This is a genomic window from Vibrio paucivorans (genome assembly GCF_054053395.1).
The window spans coordinates 1,696,626-1,716,471 of sequence record NZ_CM133231.1 but is presented as its reverse complement, the minus strand read 5'-3'; the positions used below and the strand labels follow the sequence as shown (position 1 = coordinate 1,716,471).

At 45.5% G+C, this 19,846-nt stretch carries 17 protein-coding genes and 1 pseudogene; 8 read left to right on the top strand and 10 right to left on the bottom strand.

Going from position 1 to position 19,846, the window contains the following annotated elements; genetic code table 11:
- Window positions 1-308: 308 nt before the first annotated feature.
- A complete protein-coding gene (locus tag ACXABW_RS23170) occupies window positions 309-1,892 on the top strand; it encodes an EAL domain-containing protein (RefSeq protein ID WP_265686151.1) in 1,584 nt (527 codons plus the stop codon).
- A gap of 39 nt (window positions 1,893-1,931) precedes the next feature.
- On the opposite strand, the gene ACXABW_RS23165 is transcribed toward ACXABW_RS23170, so the two are convergent.
- From ACXABW_RS23165 to ACXABW_RS23130, 8 genes are all read right to left on the bottom strand, one after another.
- Entirely contained in the window at window positions 1,932-2,717 is a 786-nt protein-coding gene (locus ACXABW_RS23165) for a LytR/AlgR family response regulator transcription factor (protein ID WP_457525810.1), read from the bottom strand.
- Entirely contained in the window at window positions 2,707-3,765 is a 1,059-nt protein-coding gene (locus ACXABW_RS23160) for a sensor histidine kinase (RefSeq protein WP_457525808.1), read from the bottom strand. The genes ACXABW_RS23165 and ACXABW_RS23160 overlap by 11 nt, the downstream gene beginning before the upstream one ends.
- Window positions 3,765-5,066 carry a hypothetical protein gene (locus tag ACXABW_RS23155; RefSeq protein WP_457527192.1) on the bottom strand — a complete coding sequence of 434 codons (1,302 nt, stop codon included), beginning with the start codon at window positions 5,064-5,066 and terminating at the stop codon, window positions 3,765-3,767. The genes ACXABW_RS23160 and ACXABW_RS23155 overlap by 1 nt, the downstream gene beginning before the upstream one ends.
- A 61-nt stretch (window positions 5,067-5,127) precedes the next feature.
- A complete protein-coding gene (locus ACXABW_RS23150; protein ID WP_457527190.1) occupies window positions 5,128-5,880 on the bottom strand; it encodes an outer membrane lipoprotein-sorting protein in 753 nt (250 codons plus the stop codon).
- A 28-nt stretch (window positions 5,881-5,908) separates the two neighbouring features.
- Window positions 5,909-7,183 (bottom strand): ABC transporter permease, encoded by a 1,275-nt coding sequence (locus tag ACXABW_RS23145; protein ID WP_457525806.1) that lies wholly within the window; start codon window positions 7,181-7,183, stop codon window positions 5,909-5,911.
- Window positions 7,171-7,866: an ABC transporter ATP-binding protein gene (locus tag ACXABW_RS23140; protein ID WP_265686154.1), complete on the bottom strand. Its 696-nt coding sequence runs from the start codon at window positions 7,864-7,866 to the stop codon at window positions 7,171-7,173. Before ACXABW_RS23140 ends, ACXABW_RS23145 begins: the two co-directional genes overlap by 13 nt.
- A 9-nt stretch (window positions 7,867-7,875) precedes the next feature.
- Entirely contained in the window at window positions 7,876-8,520 is a 645-nt protein-coding gene (locus ACXABW_RS23135; protein ID WP_457525804.1) for a hypothetical protein, read from the bottom strand.
- 256 nt (window positions 8,521-8,776) lie between these two features.
- On the bottom strand, window positions 8,777-9,685 hold the full coding sequence (locus tag ACXABW_RS23130; protein ID WP_457525802.1) for an aldo/keto reductase: 909 nt from the start codon (window positions 9,683-9,685) through the stop codon (window positions 8,777-8,779).
- Window positions 9,686-9,781: 96 nt separating this feature from the next.
- On the opposite strand from ACXABW_RS23130, the gene ACXABW_RS23125 reads away from it, so the two are divergent.
- Window positions 9,782-10,186, top strand: coding sequence for an XRE family transcriptional regulator (locus ACXABW_RS23125; RefSeq protein WP_457525800.1), 405 nt, complete (start codon window positions 9,782-9,784; stop codon window positions 10,184-10,186).
- On the opposite strand, the gene ACXABW_RS23120 is transcribed toward ACXABW_RS23125, so the two are convergent.
- Window positions 10,137-10,760 carry a hypothetical protein gene (locus tag ACXABW_RS23120; RefSeq protein ID WP_457525798.1) on the bottom strand — a complete coding sequence of 208 codons (624 nt, stop codon included), beginning with the start codon at window positions 10,758-10,760 and terminating at the stop codon, window positions 10,137-10,139. The two genes, ACXABW_RS23125 and ACXABW_RS23120, sit on opposite strands and share 50 nt — an antisense overlap.
- A gap of 234 nt (window positions 10,761-10,994) precedes the next feature.
- Between ACXABW_RS23120 and ACXABW_RS23115 the strand changes: the two genes are divergently transcribed.
- The 5 genes and pseudogenes from ACXABW_RS23115 (at window position 10,995) to ACXABW_RS23095 (ending at window position 18,555) form a co-directional block, all read left to right on the top strand.
- Window positions 10,995-13,040, top strand: a complete 2,046-nt coding sequence (locus ACXABW_RS23115; RefSeq protein WP_457525796.1) for an alpha-amylase — start codon at window positions 10,995-10,997, stop codon at window positions 13,038-13,040.
- 224 nt (window positions 13,041-13,264) lie between these two features.
- Window positions 13,265-13,894, top strand: a complete 630-nt coding sequence (locus ACXABW_RS23110) for a chemotaxis protein (protein WP_252033471.1) — start codon at window positions 13,265-13,267, stop codon at window positions 13,892-13,894.
- Complete coding sequence (locus ACXABW_RS23105; protein WP_252033469.1) at window positions 13,872-14,606, top strand: oxygen-binding di-iron domain-containing protein; 735 nt, start codon at window positions 13,872-13,874, stop codon at window positions 14,604-14,606. The genes ACXABW_RS23110 and ACXABW_RS23105 overlap by 23 nt, the downstream gene beginning before the upstream one ends.
- 335 nt (window positions 14,607-14,941) lie before the next feature.
- Window positions 14,942-16,183, top strand: coding sequence for an outer membrane protein transport protein (locus tag ACXABW_RS23100; protein ID WP_457525794.1), 1,242 nt, complete (start codon window positions 14,942-14,944; stop codon window positions 16,181-16,183).
- 13 nt (window positions 16,184-16,196) lie between these two features.
- Window positions 16,197-18,555, top strand: a pseudogene (locus ACXABW_RS23095) (VolA/Pla-1 family phospholipase).
- A gap of 36 nt (window positions 18,556-18,591) precedes the next feature.
- Here the strand turns inward: ACXABW_RS23095 and ACXABW_RS23090 are convergent.
- Entirely contained in the window at window positions 18,592-19,074 is a 483-nt protein-coding gene (locus ACXABW_RS23090) for an Lrp/AsnC family transcriptional regulator (RefSeq protein WP_457525792.1), read from the bottom strand.
- Window positions 19,075-19,191: 117 nt separating this feature from the next.
- Between ACXABW_RS23090 and ACXABW_RS23085 the strand changes: the two genes are divergently transcribed.
- Window positions 19,192-19,791: a LysE family translocator gene (locus tag ACXABW_RS23085; protein ID WP_457525790.1), complete on the top strand. Its 600-nt coding sequence runs from the start codon at window positions 19,192-19,194 to the stop codon at window positions 19,789-19,791.
- Window positions 19,792-19,846: the final 55 nt, after the last annotated feature.

Below are 19,846 nucleotides of genomic sequence, written 5' to 3'. Positions count from 1 at the left end.
GTAAAATATTATGTAGAACATACCGTAATACATCAATAATCTCTATATCAATTATAACCTAAGGTTTGTAATCAAGATTCACTCAAAAGTTTAGATAGAGAACCAAGTTATCGCCTAGGGTGACTAGCTAATAATAAGAATAACAATAAGTTATGGATATCACCTCACCTAAAAAGAACGAGAAAAGAACTAGTTAGCAAAACAATCGTATGGTTATCGTTTGAATCCCAGCCAATAAGTGAGAAGTAACCGTACGTTGCAACATATAGTTAAAGCCAAACAAAAAAACAAAATGGCTAACGTTCACTATGAATCAATCAACCAGTTCAGTGGGCAGTTACAACAGGCTTAAACTGCTAGTCAGACACAACATCAACTCCGCTCTACCGATCGCTCTGATCCTGTTTGGCGTTTTTCTTGTATCGACAGTCCTCAACTTCTACAGTGCAAACCGCTATGCTCAGCAACAAGGCAAGCTTGCTATCGCAGAGTTGGAAAACTTCATTACCAACACAGCCAGCGACTTACTCCAGTTATCGGAGCAGGTATCAGACAGATGCGATCGTACAGACGTACTGGCATTACGAAAATACGTATTCTATTCCCCAATCTTGAAAGAAACCGGAATCTACAAAGATGGACGTGTTTTTTGCACCAGCAATGAAGGCGTTAGTGATATTCCGTTGTTTAGCTCTATCCTGCAGAGAATTAGCGAGTCTCCTAACCACATAACTATTTCTCTTACACGCTCTAAAAGTCGGCTCCAAACCTTTTTCGTGTTTGCCTCAAACGATAAAAAGAGTGGCGTCAATGCATTGCTACCACCGGAACAGTTTCTGAGAATCGTGGCGCCAACCTTTGAAAAGTATGAATACGGCTATCAGATTTCTGTGCTCAACCAAACCATTCAAAGCGAGCACGGCTCTATAGAATCAGCGCATAAGCTATTTAGTTTCTCTTCTCACCTATACCCACTTTCCGTCACATTGCATTTGAATGCTGACTCCTATCAATATCATTACCAGCAACAGTTATGGAAAACGCTGCTGATGGCAGCACTCTTGTCTGTTGGTTATCTCTTTTTCAGCAATTACCTGATCTCGAGAAATTCCATAGAACACTCACTAAAAAGCGCGTTGCACCATAAAGAGTTCGAGTTGTATTTGCAGCCAATTGTAGATATTCACAAGCAGCGAATCGCGGGCTCAGAAGCATTGATACGTTGGGTGCACCCTGAACAAGGAAATATCCCGCCAGATATCTTTATTCCCCTGGCGGAACGAATTGGCGTCATCGATGAAGTCACTAAGAAAATGCTTAAAGCGGTAACCGCGTTTCTCTACCAGAATCGAAAATCTCTAGATGGCCAATACATCAGCCTGAATATCAGCCGCCAGTTAGTGATCAACGACCAGTTTATGCATTACATACAGAGATATGCGAAGAGACACCCAACGATTACCCCATTACTGTTGCTTGAAATTACAGAAAACAATGATTATTCGAGCTCTGAAATGGATAAAGCAATTGAAGCGATGAAAACACTCAACCAACTGGGATTTCGCATTGCCGTCGATGATTTTGGGACTGGCTACTCAGGGCTCAACTTTATTCGCCAACATAACTTTGACGTGCTGAAGATTGATAAAGTTTTCATCAAGAGCCTGCACTCTGACTCCTCAATTACACCAGTACTGATGTCCATGATTGGCTTAGGTGAAGAACTCAACATGAAGGTGATTGCCGAGGGGGTAGAAACACAAGCTCAGATTGATCAGCTAAGAAAACTTGGAGTGCGCTACATACAAGGTTTTTACTATTCAGCCCCCCTACCGCCAAGAGAGTTCATAAACTTTGGCCAGCACACGATGCAGCGCTTATTTCCGTACTAAGAGCAGCTGGGCAAGGGCACTTTCTTACTTGGTAAATGACTACTTAGTAAATTGCCCTTGCATGGCACGACTAACTGGCAATTTCTCATCGCCAATAAACACCGACATTTTCCCAGTAAAGTCCTTTTTCACCTTTTCTATCGCCGATACATTCACAACTATAGAGCGATGGATCTGCCAAAACAGTTCTGGGTCTAACTGGGAAAGAAGTTCCTTCAACGAAGTGCGCAATAAGTACTCTACCACTGCACCCTGCTCGCTTTTAAACAAAGACACATATTTATCTTCCGCTTTGAAAAACAAAACTTCTGAAATAGAAATGAGATGAATTTCTTCGCCCTTGGAAGCCTTGATCCACTTAAGATAACTCGGCTTCGCTTGATGGGTCAGTTGTTGAATCTGGTTAAGTAAGCTCACCATGTCCGGACTGGCTGCATGAGCAGTTTTGAAACGTTGTTTAAGCTTAGAGATACATTGCTCCAGCCTTTGTTCAGATAAAGGCTTTAAAAGATAATCGACTGCATTGTTTTCGAACGCTTGTACTGCAAACTCGTCATAAGCCGTAACGAACACCACGCAAGGTGCTGTTTCACCGAATGCTAGCAGTTGCTTTGCGAGACTCATTCCATCAATATTGGGCATTTTTATATCCAGAAATGCGATATCTGGTTGGTGTTCCTGAATCAATTCTAGAGCCTGATGCCCGTTTTCAGCAGCTCCGACGACTTCTAGTTCCGGCCAATAATCCGCTAACATTTTATTCAAGTGGTGGCGCAACAACGGCTCATCATCAGCTATAACTGCGCTTAACGCATTATCGTTCATCCAGTACTTCCTCAAGCCCATCCAGTGAGCGGGTTGCAAACCTAAGCGTTGCCTTAACGCCACCTTCTACATGTTCAGCGATGGTCAGAGAGGCGAATTCACCAAATAGTCCAAGCAGCCGCTGCCTAATATTGTCCAAGCCAATACCGTGGCCAGTATGTTGTGCTCCCGCCGTTAACCCAACCCCTGTATCCAACACTTCGATCACCGTGTCATCTTCTTCGACAAATGCTCGAATCGTGATTTGTCCGCCCTGCTCTTTAGGCTCAATACCGTGCTGCAGAGCATTTTCCACCAATGGTTGAAGAATCAATGGAGGAAGCGTCACTCCATGCTCCACTTGGTTATCTATCGTAAAATTCAGCCTGTTACCCAAGCGAATTTTCTGAATCGACAGGTAGGCATCAACAAGATCAAGCTCACCTTGCAAATTGGTGTGCTTTTGACGACTACTTTGCAAGGTTCCGCGCAATAAATCAGTGAGGCGCTCCAGCATCATTTGAGCACTTTTGGGTTCACTGGTGATCAGTGCATTGATGTTGGCAAGAGTATTAAATAGGAAGTGAGGTTCTATTTGGCTTTGCAATTGCTTCAATTGGCTAAGGATAAGTGCTTTTTCCTGTTCGGATTGCTTGCGTTTAACCACTTCAAGAGCTTTCTGAGCTTGCAGCTTCTGTTCATGAGCATAGAAGTAAAAGAAACAGGCAACGGTAAACACAAAGCCAAGAAACACCACTGGCTTCATTGAACCGATATGACTGAATTTCTCATACTTATTTAACCAAAGGTACGCGTTTCCGCTACCGAGTACCATAGCAACCAGTAACGAGTAGATGTTGATTTCTCTTAGCGAAAAGTTAGGTTTAAGCCAAGCAATCAAATGAGCACTGATCACCGCACTATAACCATAACCAAAACTGATCGCCAAGTGCTCCCACAGCGAACTAGGCCAGATGGTTTGCGTGGTGAATGCAATAACAGTACAAAACAGCGATGTCCACGCTAAGCTTTTTAAACTATTCGCAGCATGTCGCTTTAAATCAGACATCAGAACTTCCCTTTCAGATTTAGTAGAATCATATGCTTATCCGACAAATTTGCATACACAGAATCTTTGCTCCCGGTCATAAATCGCGCAGCAAGCTCCACATTAAAAGAAGATTGACCAGAGTCGTAGGCAGTGTAATTCAGCCACTGCGTTGCGATAAGCCCGCCATCTTGTGGTGAATACAAAAAGTCGAATGTCGGTTCTAAATTACCTAGCCACAACCATTCTTTGCTCCATTCCCAATGACTCCAGCTACTCGAATCTAAGGACCAATGCATCATAATGTTGTGCGCAACCAAATTGGCATGATTCAAACCTTGTGCATACGACAGCGCTAACTCGGAGCTCGTCGGATAAGACGATAGATTAAGCGCTCTCTGATAAGCGTTACTCCAGTCCGATTTGTCCCAACTTCGACTGTCATACCAGTATTCGACAATGATGTTCTGGCCAATGGTGTCCGCCCAGTTAAGGCCAACCAATGCTTGATACCCATTATCTAAGCGCTCATCACTTAGCTCCACGGGTTCAAAGTCGTAACCTTGCTCATAGCTCAAATATTTGTTTTGCCACAACATTGATGCATGAATTTCCCAAGCATGGCTCAACACGGTCACTACTGATCCACCAAGCACTCCATCGCGTACATCATCATAGTAAGCTAAGCCTTGCCATTCTGTATCACCCGCTAAAAGATAACGCCGGATGCCAATCCCTTGTTGTTCGGATCGTTCTTCTAGCTCACTCCCCTGTTGCGAGTTCCAAGAAGAATCGGTGTACACTAAGCTCCACTCTCCGTACTCGTCAAAGTATGATGTCATTAGGGTCCCAGCTCCTTCTTCTACTTGAATACCAACAGGATTACGTCGATACGGTTTGAATATGTCTAGTGGGCGATAGCCATAACCAACACCCCAATCTAAGCGGACCTTACCTACCGTCAAATCAACCGCATTATCAAACCAAGCAGGGCTACCTTGCCAAAACAGCTCTTGTATTATCAGTTCCCCATCAAAGGAGCGAGCGGCGTCTGAGCTATAAACATCTGTTCCTTTCGCTGCAAACAAGCCAGTCCAACCCTGCCAACCTACTTGAACATCCAAAAGGGCATCTACTGAGTTTGTCTGGTTTTGCTGCGGCTCTTCAAACCAAACCGAGCTTCTATGAGCGGCTATGCCACTGCTTACCATCCAATCCCAATCAAACGAAAGTTCGCTAGCAACAGCGTTTTGTGTGACCAGTAGCCCCAGCAGAAAAACCCTTGGATCTTGTGTGATTCGGCTGATCGATTTACCACTCATTACTTCCCTCGAATCACTATCGATTTTTGTCATTACTGCAGTCCTTTACCTACCAATCAACCTACAGTCCCGACACCGAGTTTCGTGTTAGATAGGCTGGGTTGTAATATTTTTCCGATAACTCTTTTGGTGTGATGGATTGATACTCAATCACCGTTTTCTTCGCCGGTTGAATACGATCGAGTAACGTCATAGCCACTACACGTTGCTTGCCTTCTCGTTCGCCTGGATGAAACCAAGCTTGTTTCGCGAGCTTACCTGACCTTAAGTACAAGTTTGCTTTAACTGGGAAGTCGTCGCTGGCATCAAGCCATAACTCGATTCGCTGATAACTCGCCCCATTGGTTTTTGCGGTAAGCTCAAGTTTATTCGTCACAACCTTCTGCTCGTTTTCTAACTCTACGTTTTGCTGTGTTATCAATTTGGGTTGATAGTCGTCGCTCCACGTTAAGGTTGAAATATCTCCAACCGATGCTTCACCAAGCAGCTTCTGCATCGGGGTAATACGAATCGGACGGCGACTTTTAGGCATTAGCAACCAATAGTTATCACCCAGCATGAGCATCTTTTGACCCGCTTCAACTTGGGATTTAAACACCACTAAGGATTCTCTATTGGGCCGTGTATAAACGTTGTACGCTCTGGTTTTATCCAACTCATCGTGCTCATAAAGTTTAACCAGAGACACTACTTTTGAAGAAGCTGAATCAAGTCGGTAGTTGTCTGCGTTGATCACCATTTGCTGAGCATTACTCTGACCATAAGACATACCAGACAACGCCATCAATCCCATCGCTAACCACGTGTTAATCATTTGTCGCATTGCTTTGTCCTCTTGTCGGTTAAACATAAATCAGCGCTTCGGTAATCGGCTTGTTCACGCCTTTGCGAGCAGATAACCACGCGGCCACAACACAAATCGCGACAACACCAACAAAGCTGTATGCCAGGAGTTCGAAGGAAAAATAGATATTCAGTGGGTAGCCATCCGTTCTGCCTGGAGGAGGTGGCATCTGAACATCCATAACAAGTAGTAAAACCGAAGTTAGTGCAGTCAATATACCGCCGAAAGCCGCACCAATCAGAGCAAGCAATCCCGCTTCACGCATAAAACCAAGTACGATTTCATTCGGGTAAGTCCCTAACGCTGACAATGTACCTATCTCTCGAGTTCGCTCCGTCACCGACATTGTCATGGTATTAAACAAAGCGACAAAGACCACCAACGCCATGACAGCTCCCATGATGCCAAAGATACGGTCATAAAGATCTTTAACCTTGGTATAGAAAAATGCCCTATCTTGCCAAGGTGTTACCTCGATAGGTTGAGGCAGTGTCATTCCAGACAGCAGTTGCTCTACCCATGCCTGCACCGCTTCTGTCTGTGGTGTATCAAATAAGAAGATCGACAAAGTGCTCACTTTGTTGGTTACGAGTAAATCTTGTGCCGATTGAATATGAATGTATAGCTGACGTTTATCCAACTCAGGTACACCTGTGGAATAGATACCGCGTACTTGGAAATCAAACGCATTCAAAGCACCATCACTGGTTGTAGCCAGTAGCGTCACCCAGTCACCAATGCCAACATTGAGATTGCGCGCAAGGTCAACACCCAGCATCACTTCAGGCTCAGCTGGGTCATAGCGAGATGAATGGATATTAGACAGTGTTCGTCCCGAACGAACATCCCAAAACGGGCCTTTCATGTCAAACTCACGTTCGTTGACACCAGTTCCGACAAAAATGGTCGATTTGTTTCCATTAGAGACCAACCCCGTGAATTCAATTCTTGGCTGTACACCACGAACTGCATCACTACCTAATAGAAACTTGGTTAGCTCTTCTGTTTTTGCTAACCCATTGGCCAATGGCATTTCTTCGTCCTGTTCAAAAAAACCCGGTTGGCTTAGCGTTAAGTGGCCTGTGTCTCGTGCGGTCGACTCTTTCAATGAATCATAGGTATACAGGCCAAAGCCACCTGCAGCCGTCAGTGCAAATACTGCGATCGCTATGATTAATATCGATAACACACTGCGGCGCCCATTACGCTTCAAGTTCAAAAATGCAATTCGTAACGACAATGTCCAGCTTGCGAGAAAAGTTAACTTGCCCATTTGACTACCTCCGTATTGTCTTTGGCTAGCTGTCCATCGACTAACTCAATTACCCTGTCACAGTGAGCTGCCATTCTTGAGTCATGCGTTGCCACAATGAAGGTGGTCCCCATTTCATGGCCCAATGTTTTCATTAGCTCTATAACTAATTCTGCCGTTTTGCTGTCTAGGCTCGCAGTCGGTTCATCGGCAATCACCATTTCTGGTTGATGTACTAATGCTCTCGCAATCGCAACACGCTGTTGCTGCCCACCAGATAAATTGTCCGGTCTGTGGTCAACGAACGCTTCTAATCCAACTTTTGCTAGAACCTCTGTCGCCAACCGTTTTTGATCTTGCCTACTGTAGCCGTTCAGCATGAGTGGATAAGCAACGTTTTCCCAAGCACTCATCACAGGAACAAGATTGAACTTCTGAAATACAAATCCCAGCCTTGAACGGCGCCACAATGCAGCCAGATACGCATCTTTGGGATAGTTTTCTCCACTTGCTGTACGCACTTCGCCTTGATAATCCATATCCAGTAAGCCAAGAACATTGAGCAACGTACTTTTTCCAGAACCAGATGGGCCACATAGCGCCACCATTTCACCTTGCTTAATATCACCACTGACGCCCTGCAGTGCCGTAACTTGTTGAACACCGAGTGAGTAGCACTTGGAAATGTCTTTGAATTTCAACATAACGCCTCCTTAAGCCGCTTTATCGATGAGGGCTTGAGCTTGAAGCGTCATTGGATGCTGGGAGTTTCTAGCCTGCATATCTTTCAGCCATGCTTTGGCTTGAGAGCTGTCCTCCGCCCTCAGCGAAGCTTTAATGGCATAAACATAGATCCAAGAAATCGCATCGTAGTCTTGCGCAGTAAACGTGTCATCGCTCAGCAATTCTAGGTATAAGTCGTAACCTCGCTCAAAGTGATTAAACATGTCTGGTAATGAGGTAAACGTAGTCGCGGCGATAGCTTTAGCTAACAAGGTTTCCGGCAGCCCCTGACGTATTAGCTGCTCTTGAAGTGGGATATTGGAGTCAGCCATGAGTGCCAATGCTTTGGAAATAGTAGCTAGGCCCTGCTCAGTGTGCTTCATCTTGGTCCAAGGCATAAATGCATCACGGCCCATAAGAGTCTGCGTACTGCCCAAATACACTAGGCTAAGCGCATCGGCTCCCTGCTCAGCAACCTGCTGTTGCAGCTGCTCGTAAACAACCTCCACCTTATCTTCATCACCTTCTGCGGCGAGGTTATATTGGCTAATGGTGGCTTCTGATGGCACTGCCTGTACTTGTGTACTGGCTAGAACAGTTAAAGAAATTAGTGTCGCTAGCTTAAATACTTTCATGATGTCGTCCCTTTCATTTGGCTGATGTTGAAAGGTTACGGTGCTTTATTCTAGCCTGCAGGAGTATGCGACAAACGGTATTTCCGTGGAGTGAATGGTTATATTGCGTCGTGAATGGCAATGGGGTGATTCAGCCGTTACCTGGCGTGAAAAATTGAAGATAGAAGGTGTCAACCTTATTTAAGACGGGGTCGAGGAAACATAAAGAGCCAACGTGTTTACGTTGGCTCTTTGTGGCGTGTTAATTGCTAAATTCCTATGGCACACCATGGCCTTTAGACGCCACCCAAACTCGGTACCATTGCTCACGAGTCAACTCGATATTCAACGCGTCGACAGCGGTCTGCACACGCTCGATTTTGCCCGACCCAATGATAGGTAACGGCTTAGAAGGCAAGCGACGTACCCACGCGTATATCACTTGGTCAATGCTTGCTGCACCTACTTCTTGGCGGATAGCTTCCAGTTCATCACGAACACGCTTCGCTTGTTCAGTGTCGCCAGAGAAAATGCTGCCACCACCTAAGCATGACCAAGCCATAGGACGAGTACGTTGCATTTGTAGCTGATCGAGTGTGCCATCATGAACAACATCGAAGTTCAGTGGGTTGATTTCCACTTGGTTGGTCACAAGCGGTTTACCTAGGCGAGATTGAAGCAATTCAAACTGACGCGGAGTAAAGTTAGACACACCAAAATGCTTCACTTTGCCGACTTTGTGCAACTCAGAGAAAGCCTCGGCTACTTCGTCTGCATCCATAAGTGCATCTGGACGATGAATGAGCAGCACATCAATCTCATCAACACCCAAACGCTCAAGAGAGTTGTTCACCGATTGATAAATGTGCGCCGCGCTCGTATCGTAATGGTTGATCTTACGCTCAGGCGTTTTGTCACCACACAAGTTAATATCGCACTTGGTCACGATTTCAATTTGGTCACGGACACTTTTATCTAACGCTAAACCTTCACCGAACAGCTTTTCACACTCATAACCACCATAAATGTCGGCATGGTCGACGGTTGTGACTCCTAGTTCAATATGCTGTTTCAAAAAAGTCAGTCGCTGTTGAGGGGTCATACCCCACTCAGCTAAACGCCAATACCCTTGTACTAGCTCGGAAAACTCTGGCCCCTGTTGAGCCATTGTCACTTTTGCTACCATGGATTTCTCTCCGTTAATAAATCTGCCCACAGAGTATGCTTGTTTACCCTGTCTCTCAACGTATACTAGCCAGTAACTCGAACTGGAGTACGAAAAATGAGTTTTGCTGCACGTTTAAAAGAATTAATTGGTGAAGAAAGCATCAGCGGATTTGCCCGCCGAGTGGATCTTTCGGAAGCATTGATCCGAAAATACCTAAAGGGAAGTGAGCCAAGTTTAGCGAAAGCCAATCAAATTGCCCTGCGCGCGAATTGCTCTTTAGAATGGTTAGCGACCGGCTGCGGGTATTTATATCGTAGGGCTGAAGTGGTTGATATGGATGCGTATAAAGCTGCGTTTCGTTTCGTCACTCAGCAAGAACTCGAAGACGAAGAACAACACCGTTTGATTGTGTCTGGCTACCAATATTTACGCGCCCACAAAAAAGCCGATGGCTATTTAGATGAAGCGGCTATGGCTGCGTTTTTAAATCGTCATCCTCGAGAAGTTCAGCAGGACTAAAACTAAGGGTGACTTGTTCACCATCACTATAGAATTTAGCGCTCTGCACCTGCAGTGGCTTCGATGACTCAATACGTTGCCATTCCATCTCAACGGGTTGTGCTATTCCTCCTTTGTTGAGAAATAGCACCAATGCTTTATCAGTTTCTTCGACACCTTGATGTTGGATTGCAGTTTTCACATCAAACACTTCTTGGCCTCTCACAACTTTTTGCAATGAAAAGCCATCTCGGCGGAGGTTCAATTGGATATCGTTGTAATTAGTGAGAGAAAACGCTGCACTCAGCAAAATGGTGTTGAGCTCATGACGTTCAGATAAAACGACTTCACCAAAAACCGGAACTTTGTAGTAACTGATACCATCACTGCAAAAACGTTGACCTTCATTTTCACCGCAATCGAACCAGTCAGAATGTTCAAAGTTTACTGGCAAGCTCATCAACTGTTGCGATGACATCGGCGTCAAATCTTCAGCAACACCCAAACCTGAAAACAATAAGAATAAAGCCCCCAAAAACCACGTCTTACGAAACCATCGACTTCTATTCCTTACGCGTCCATGTTGTGTACTCACACTGACCTCATCCGTTCTAGCCTCTATTCAATGCATTGTTACTTATATGAGTCTCCTCGCCAAACGCCTAACACACTTTCTTTTTCGTCAGTTTCTCCTCCCCCTACGTGAGCTTTTGTGAAAGAACGCAAACTTTGGGGCGTAGACTTTAGGAATGATGTTGAACCCATAGAAGCTGCTTATGATCGATACAGATAACGTGAACAAACTATAAACATAATTCGAAGGACTGATATGAAGCTGACCCGACTCTTGCTTGCGATGGCCTGCGCTAGCACGGCTGTTCATGCCGCACCAAACCTCACTATCTCAACTACCACGAACAGTCGCGATTTCCCTTTAGATCCCAACCAACCATTGGTGGTTACGTTAACTAAGGACCAATACACGTTAAGTATCTCTGGCGTAGAAGGTAAATGTTCAGCACCATCTGGGCAAAAAGTGAAATTCAGTAAACCCCTCTCGCTTAACTGTGGTAGCCCGACCGAACTGCCAGTCAAAATTCGTTTCACTGGTGATTACTCTTTTGCATATAACGAGCAAGATCAAACCATTACCTTCAAGCGTCAGCCTAAAAAGAGCACTAATAAGCCATTTAAGCGCCCAATCCCGACAGTACAATGTGAAGCTTACCAAGGTGGGCCTGTCACTGTGGACCTTCACGGGCAATTTCCAGATGGAACAGAATTGATCGACGCTTTTAGCAAACAAACTGCCATTGTCACCAACGGAGAAGTCACCATTCAACCGGCTACAAACAGTGGCGGGTTAGTCTTACTTGAGTCGCTCAAATCGACTCCTCAACCATTCAGTTACCAGAGCGCGAACATCTACTTTGTTATGGTTGATAGGTTTCACAACGCAGACAAAGCCAATGATCAAAGTTATGGTCGTAAAAAAGATGGAAAAGAAGAGATTGGTACATTCCATGGCGGCGACTTGAAAGGCGTCATCGAAAAACTCGACTACATCCAGAGCTTGGGTACCGATGCCATTTGGTTGTCCCCAATTGTTGAACAAGTCCATGGCTTCGTTGGCGGCGGCGACAGCGGCAGCTTCCCGTTCTATGCTTATCACGGATACTGGACAAGAGACTTCACCAAAATCGACCAAAACTTTGGTAACGATGAAGACCTAAAAACTCTGGTAACCGAAGCGCATAAACGAGGCATCAAGGTGCTGCTCGATGCGGTAATCAATCATTCTGGCTACGCTACTCTTGCAGACTTACAGTTCGACAACATCGATGTCGTCGATAGCCAAGCAATGCAAAAAAAATGGGCAGACTGGACGCCAAAAGCTGGGCAAAACTGGCATAGTTACAACGACGCTATTAATTATCAAAGTACCCAATGGGCACATTGGTGGGGGCCAGATTGGGTACGTGCAGGGCTGCCTAACTACCCAAAACCAGGCTCTAGTGATATCACAATAACACTTGCTGGATTGCCTGATTTTCAAACAGAGTCTAACCAAACCGTGACACCGCCCAAATGGTTGTTAAATAACCCGGGAACACGCGTCACCATCAAAGAAGACTATACGGTTGCAGACTACTTGATTGAATGGCAAACCGATTGGGTAAAACGATTCGGTATCGATGGTTTTAGAGTGGATACCGTCAAGCACGTTGAAGGTGAAGTATGGCAGCGTTTAAAACAGCAAGCTTCAGAAAACCTCGATAAATGGCGTCAGAAAAACGACCAAAATGGTCTACCTTTCTGGATGATGGGTGAAGTATGGGGGCATTCAGCCTATCGCAGCCGATATGCCGACGACGGGTTTGATGCGCTAATCAACTTTGACATGCAGAAGAAGCTCGACAAAGGTGCTGCCTGCTTTAGTCAAATGGCTGATACCTACCAAAGTTACGCAGATTCTATTCAGGAGTCTCCAGGATACACCCCTGTAAGCTACATGTCATCGCACGATACCGAGCTGTTCTTTGGCCGATTCAACTCTATGGAGATGCAACGCAATGCCGCCAATGCTTTGCTGCTCAGCCCAGGAGCTATTCAAGTCTACTACGGCGATGAAATAGCCCGTAACGTTGGCCCATATGCCGATGATTTCCATCAGGGCACTCGTTCAGACATGCTGTGGCAACTAGACGATGAGAGAAAAGCATTGCTCAACCATTGGCAAACGCTAGGTCAATTCCGCCAGAGGCATCCCGCTATAGGAGCAGGCATTCATACTGAGCTTGCTAACACACAAGCTTATGTCTTTTCTCGCACACTGAATGACGACAAAGTGGTTGTCATCTACGTGGGGAAATAGAGCGTGTTGACCAACGAGTTACCTAGTTTAACTCTGGCTTGAGTACATAACTCATTCGTACAGTCAGCCGAGGGAGTGCAATCGCACTCCCTACTGTTACCTCTCCATTGAATAGCCGTTGTTGGGCTTAATATCTTTCCACACTAAGCGTGTGGTTTATTTAATATTGTCTATAGTTACCAATATGATAAGTCGAACTGATTCGGCAAATGTAGGGCTAGGACATGTCAAACAAACCCGTATTTGTTATTGCTGCGGAAGTCGCAGCCGAGCTAAATCGCGGCATGGAAGTCGCTAAAAGACTGTTGCTGGTTGCCAGTAATGCGAGAGCATTGGCGCTTCGCGCAGGGGAAAGCGCCGCCGGATTTAGGCCAATCACTGACTCCATAGACGACCTAGTTCGCGTAACACTAGAAGCCTCAAACCGGATTAACATTCAAGCGCAACAACTCAGTAAAATTGCAACCGCTGGTACTCGTTCAGGCACTGCTGTCGAGCGATTCGAGCATGTATACCAACGTGCGAAAGGTGCTAATCACCTTGATTCACTCAATGAAGCGAGAGCGAATAACCTCAAAGAATATCGAGATATCAGCCAACGTTTTTCCCATGAAGCTAAAGGGCTGCATGAAGGACTCAAAACCCTTTACGACGAACTGAGGATCGCACAGATCATCTCAACCATGTTAAGTGTCGAAGCTTCTCAAGCAGATGAAAAGTATCAGGCTCAACTCAACACAATTGCAGACAGCGTGACTCAGCTGGCCGAGACCATCCAAGCCCACGTACTCCAATCCCTTAAACTGTTTTCCATTTTTGCCAAGGTGAACTATGCAATCAAAAGTACTATTTGAACACGGTGCACACCGCTGGGTGATGTTTGCACGCGATCCAGAAAAACCTGAAAAGATTATCGACACCAATCAATATATGATCGTTAACCGCGACCAAGCGATGCTGCTGGATCCTGGTGGCATTGAGTTATTCTCTGCAATGCTTGGCTGTGTGGTCAAAGAAGTCCCTATTGAGCACATTACTCATCTATTCGCTTCGCATCAGGACCCCGACATCATCTCTTCACTCGGATTATGGGACAAAGCTTTACCTTCGAGCACTCTACACTCACCTTGGCTGTGGGAATCTTTCATACGACATTTTGGTATGGAGTCTATTCAGTTCTCTCCGATCAAAGACGAAGGCGGAAAAATCCTATTATCTGGCCTCGAAATACAATTCATTCCAGCCCATTACATGCATTCATCAGGCAACTTTTCTGTTTACGATCCTGAGGCAAAAGTACTGATGTCTGGAGACATCGGCGCGGCTATGGACACACAAGATGCGCCGTTTTTTGTCCGAGATTTCAATCAACACATCCCTAAAATGGAATACTTCCATAGGCGATGGATGCCATCTAACAAAGCAAAACACGACTGGATCGAGCGGGTGAGTCGTCTTGATATCGATATGATGTGCCCACAACACGGAGGAATATTCAAAGGTGATGATATCCGCCGTTTCCTCGACTGGCTCGACACCTTAGATGTCGGGATCGCAGTGAAATAGCCCACTCCAAATCCCTCTGAGCGCATGGGGTTTGGCTCACTTTTCCCATACTGGAACTTGGCTAACCTATTCCTCTGATAAATTGAATATTTATTAATCTAATGAGTAGTTATGCGGCTTTTATTCACACTTACTCCATTTTCCACCATAAATACACAGGTCACACCTCTAACCTGTCAAAAATAACATCATAAGGCGTTGATATTAATAACCTTATAGATTCAAACACCTGATTTAAACATGTTAAAACACACAGTTTACTTTGACATTTATTTAACAAATAAATAACATCAAGTTGATTACGCAATCAAATATGGTTCTTGGAGATCCTAATAATGAAAATAAAGCAATACTCTATGCTCTCCCTTGCGTCGCTTGTCGCAGCCCATGCAAATGCTGCTGGGTTTCAGGTTGCAGAGCACTCGGCCTCAGGACTAGGCCGTGCTTTTTCAGGTGAAGCTGTTGTCGCTGATAATGCTTCCGTTCTTGCGCGCAACCCCTCTGCGATGACACTGTTTGAACGTGCGCAATTTTCTGGAGCAATTTCTGTCGTCGACCCAGAAGTGAATATCTGGGATAAGACTAATGGTGAATCATCCAAAGATGTTGCACCAATGCAAATCGTACCTGCCGCATACTATGTCAGCCCGATTAACGACAAGTGGTCTTGGGGTATTGGTATGTTCACCACTTATGGTGTAGCAACCGACTACCCTAACGATATCCAAGCGGGTGACATGGCGGGGGATACAGCCCTGATTTCAGTTAATTTAAACCCAGCTGTTGCGTATCGAATCAATGAACATTTCAGTATTGGCGGAGGCTTAAACTTAGTCTACGCACATGCTGAGCTAACCCGTCACAAAGGTGCCCTTGCCCCAGCCTTTAGTGCCGAACCTTCAGATAATCTCATTGGCCTAGAAGGTGATACCTTTGGTTTTGGTTGGAATGTCGGTGCAACGTATGAAATCAATCAAGATCACCGCTTTGGTTTCGGTTACCGCTCTCAGGTCGACCTTGACTTCGATGATGGTGAATTTACCAGTTACGATAGCGGTATTGCCACTAGCCCTACGGTCACAGGTCGCCTAGAAATCGCCCTACCTGCAATTTGGGAAATCTCAGGCTTCCACCAACTAACCGAAGAGTTTTCTCTCCACTACAGCTACCAACGCACCGACTGGAGTACCTTTACTGAACTTAAAGCAACCTCTCCGGACTGTAACGACGGCACAGCGAACCAATGTTTCTACAAAGAAGAGCACTATGAAGACAACGGCCGTTGGTCAATCGGTGGTACCTACCAATTCTCTCCAAGCTGGATAGGCCGTATTGGTTTTGCCTTCGACGAACAAGCCGGCGAAGCTACTTTGAGTATTCCTGACAGCGACCGTACTTGGTACTCCGCTGGCGTCACTTATATCTACAGTGACGACCTTTCTTTCGATGCAGGCTTTGCATACGTCGCGAGTAAAGATGGCTCATTCACCGAGACCAATGCACTCGATGAAACTTTAGAATTTGATTCTGAAGGCAGTGCTTACATCAGCTCTATTCAAATGAACTACAGCTTCTAAAGGCAGGATTACCATGAAAAAAGGACTTACACTTTCGTTGCTGTCTAGCGCGATATTGCTTGCAGGCTGTGGTGACGATACCTCAAGTACAACCAACGAGCCGCAGTACGAACCCTATATTCAAGATGCACTTTCACGCAGTACATCGATTGATTTCACGTTGCAGGGCACCAATGCCAACGTACCGCTTCCATCATTTGCGTTAATGAACACCAGTGACGCAACACTGGAACTACCAACCGGTGGTGACGATGCACTGACTAACCCTATCGCAGCAATGGGGACAATGGATGGCTGGTCAACCTCAATGCCTATCACTATGGCATTTGAAGGTACGGGGCTCGCCGATGGCGTGGTCGCGAATGGTGTGTATCTGGTCGAACTGAGCGACAGTATGACGGGCTCACCTACCCCTTCGGCTATATTATCGAACACAACAGACTTTACCGTTTATTCCAGCTCAGAAACTGATTCTTTGACGATTGTTCTACACAGCGACCTTAATCCTAGCTCTGAGTACATTTTGGCGCTTACAAGCGAAATTACCGATGAGAATGGGGATCCGGTGGGCACTTCAGGCAGTTACGCTGCTTTAAAATCATCAGCTAAAACATACACAACCGGAAGCCTTGCAACCGCTCAACAAGTCACTCAAGGTATTGAGGCGTTATTTCAGGCCACAGGCGTAGATAGCACAACTATTGTTTACTCAACTTGGTTCAGCACTCAATCTGTGGGCGACACGCTATACTCGGTTAAAGGCGCAACAGCAACAGGGTTAGCTGCTACAGATATTTCAACCGTGTGGAAAGACAGCGCTAACCCAAATAACGTTAATTTAAGCGCAGCCTATACCATGAGCTTTAGCAGCACAGACACTTACACTGATGCCTTGAATGCCGATACTAACTTCACTACCTACTTTGATAATGATGGCTCAATAAAAACGGCCCTTATTTCTCAGTTTGGCGCTTCTGGCGTTTACGTGAGTAAAGGTGTAGTTCAGCTGCCATACTACCTAGAAACTGGCGATGACTGGAATAGCCAACCTTTCGAATCGGCTATGCCAAGCTTGGCCCTTATCTCAGAAGCGCTTAGCGATTCGACAGAACAAGCCACCATTGGCGCTCAACTGGTCGATGCTGGAATAGACTCTTCCATTTTAGCAACTGACGCGAGTGAACAGTTAAAGCTCATTGGCGTAGACTTAACGAAGTCTGATGGTTCGGCACTAGATAGCAACCGCTACATCACTCGCTATAACCCAGTGCCAAAGATCAAATCGTTACAATCTGTTGATTTCATTTTGTTCACACCAAGTAGCACGGCCGCTAACTGGCCTGTAGTGATTTACCAACACGGGATTACTTCGGTTAAAGAGAATACCTACTTCTTCGCAGCAAACCGCGGCAGCAGGCTATGCGGTGATCGCGATAGACCAACCGCTACACGGCTCACGTAGCTTAGATTCTGATCGCTCAGCCAATAGTGATATCACTGCATACTTGAACCTAAATAATTTGGCGGTTGCTCGTGATAACGTTAGACAAAGTGCACTAGATATCATGGGGCTACGTGCTTCTTTAAGTTACTCACAAGCGGCAGGTTTGTTAGCGTCAAGCGTACTTTCATCTGTGGATATGGTCACATCAGCGCCACGCTTTTTAGGCCATTCATTAGGTGGGGTAACGGGTCTTCCAGCTGTAGCCGCGGCTAACCGAACCATTAACAATGCTACTGGCGATGCTATGTATGCGTTTTCTTCGTTCGCTGCTGCAAATACAGGTGGACAAATTTCGAATCTATTGCTGAATTCAGATTCTTACGGACCACTCATCAAACACAGTGTTGCCGCTTCTTCGAGCACCGAATACCAAGCTTTCGCCAGCGAAAATTGCAGTTCATTAAGTGACTCAGCTTGTTATACGTTGTTTGAAGATAACGCAACTTCAGCTCAACAAAGTGCTGTCGACGCGGGCATAAGCCAATTCGCCTATGCGACACAAACGTTACTCGACACCATTGACCCATATACCAATGCAAGTCATTTAAGCGCTAGCTTACCGACGTACTTGTTGCAGGTGAAAGATGACGACACAGTACCAAACAGTGTTACGAACACGTTTGCAGGTACAATACCTTTAGCGACTAAACTATCGCTAGCGACTGTCGACTCAAGCGACACCACGACGCCTGGCGCACAAGGTTTTGTACGCTTCTCTGATGTAGGGCAACACAGTACCTTTATCTTCCCGCAAGATTCAGGGTTGGCGGACGCGCCACTACACAGTGAGATGATGACTGAGGTCATCGACTTCTTAGGTGATAACAGCCTCGATGCTATTGATAACTCCAGCAGCGTCTTGGAATAGCAAGCAAAAGGCTCTCATTCGAGAGCCTTTTTTCATTTAGCCTAATGGAAGCTGTAAGTGAGTTTTCACTTCTTTTACTGACACGTTAGATTGAATAGAGCTCACCCCTTTAACTCGTCGCATTGCACTGATGTGTTCAAAGTAGTCATCCAAATCTTTCGCGACTATCTGCACAATGTAGTCCGCGCTACCCGCAATACAGTGGCACATCTGTACCCAAGCATGGTTTTGCGCAAACTCTTCAAAAGGCTCCGTGTTCTCTACCTCATGACTTCCCAAAGTCACAAAGGTAAACCCAACCACTTGATAACCCATTCTTTTTCGATTCAAAGTGGCACTGTAGCCATCAATAAATCCTTCTTCTTCAAGCCGTTTCCAGCGCCTCCAACAAGGTGTCTCGCTTAAATGCAATCGTTCTGCGAGCTTACTGTTGCTCATTCTGCCTTCTTTCTGAATAAGCTCTAAAATAGCGAGGTCGGTCTCATCTAACGAGAATTGAATGGATTCTTTCTTTTTCATGGCCAATTTTGAAATAGTCTTCCCTATATGAAGGAAATTGTAGCTGATATAGCAATTTTATTCCTAGCGATTTGTATAGACTGAACCTATCAATTTCACACAACTAGGAGTAAGTAAATGAGCGCTCAGTTAATGACAGCATTCTTACTGTTTTCCATTTCGATTTCATTGACCCCAGGCGCGGGCAATATTGCATTACTCGGAATATCAAGCAGATACGGTTTTGGGGCGACGCTACCGTTTGTATTGGGTAATGCGCTTGGCGCAACCATCGTGCTTGCCGGAAGTAGCATCGGCTTAGTCAGCCTATTCACTGTCTACCCTGAGCTTTATACCATTCTAAAAACAGTTGGCGCGGCCTACCTGTTGTATCTCGCATGGATGATAGCGACATCAGACATTCAAACCGATGCAGATGTACAAAAAGCAGGTTTTGTTCCGGGCGTCATTGTACAAATCGTCAATCCGAAAAGTTGGGTTGCTTCACTGACGGTGTTTTCTCAATTCATTACCGCAGACCAAAGTTACGTCGTTCAAGTGTCGATTATTATTACAGTCATGGTATTTTTTGGTGTACTGGGAATGCTTCTTTGGGCTTATTTCGGCGCCGTCCTTAAGAAGTTTCTCAACACAGAGAAAAGGATGCTCTGGGTGAACCGGGGGTTAGGTGGAATGCTTGCAGCTGTGGCTTTGTTTATGGTGAGCCAATCAACCTAGCAACGGGGAAGCTAAAATAAGGGTGTCACGTTAAACTACACCCTTATTTCTTTCA

Bases quoted from the DNA above. Each gene is read 5' to 3' on its own strand.
- ACXABW_RS23170 (WP_265686151.1), top strand. From the start codon at position 309: ATGAATCAATCAACCAGTTCAGTGGGCAGTTACAACAGGCTTAAACTG.
- ACXABW_RS23165 (WP_457525810.1), bottom strand. From the start codon at position 2,717: ATGAACGATAATGCGTTAAGCGCAGTTATAGCTGATGATGAGCCGTTG.
- ACXABW_RS23160 (WP_457525808.1), bottom strand. From the start codon at position 3,765: ATGTCTGATTTAAAGCGACATGCTGCGAATAGTTTAAAAAGCTTAGCG.
- ACXABW_RS23155 (WP_457527192.1), bottom strand. From the start codon at position 5,066: ATGAGTGGTAAATCGATCAGCCGAATCACACAAGATCCAAGGGTTTTT.
- ACXABW_RS23150 (WP_457527190.1), bottom strand. From the start codon at position 5,880: ATGATTAACACGTGGTTAGCGATGGGATTGATGGCGTTGTCTGGTATG.
- ACXABW_RS23145 (WP_457525806.1), bottom strand. From the start codon at position 7,183: ATGGGCAAGTTAACTTTTCTCGCAAGCTGGACATTGTCGTTACGAATT.
- ACXABW_RS23140 (WP_265686154.1), bottom strand. From the start codon at position 7,866: ATGTTGAAATTCAAAGACATTTCCAAGTGCTACTCACTCGGTGTTCAA.
- ACXABW_RS23135 (WP_457525804.1), bottom strand. From the start codon at position 8,520: ATGAAAGTATTTAAGCTAGCGACACTAATTTCTTTAACTGTTCTAGCC.
- ACXABW_RS23130 (WP_457525802.1), bottom strand. From the start codon at position 9,685: ATGGTAGCAAAAGTGACAATGGCTCAACAGGGGCCAGAGTTTTCCGAG.
- ACXABW_RS23125 (WP_457525800.1), top strand. From the start codon at position 9,782: ATGAGTTTTGCTGCACGTTTAAAAGAATTAATTGGTGAAGAAAGCATC.
- ACXABW_RS23115 (WP_457525796.1), top strand. From the start codon at position 10,995: ATGAAGCTGACCCGACTCTTGCTTGCGATGGCCTGCGCTAGCACGGCT.
- ACXABW_RS23110 (WP_252033471.1), top strand. From the start codon at position 13,265: ATGTCAAACAAACCCGTATTTGTTATTGCTGCGGAAGTCGCAGCCGAG.
- ACXABW_RS23105 (WP_252033469.1), top strand. From the start codon at position 13,872: ATGCAATCAAAAGTACTATTTGAACACGGTGCACACCGCTGGGTGATG.
- ACXABW_RS23100 (WP_457525794.1), top strand. From the start codon at position 14,942: ATGAAAATAAAGCAATACTCTATGCTCTCCCTTGCGTCGCTTGTCGCA.
- ACXABW_RS23090 (WP_457525792.1), bottom strand. From the start codon at position 19,074: ATGAAAAAGAAAGAATCCATTCAATTCTCGTTAGATGAGACCGACCTC.
- ACXABW_RS23085 (WP_457525790.1), top strand. From the start codon at position 19,192: ATGAGCGCTCAGTTAATGACAGCATTCTTACTGTTTTCCATTTCGATT.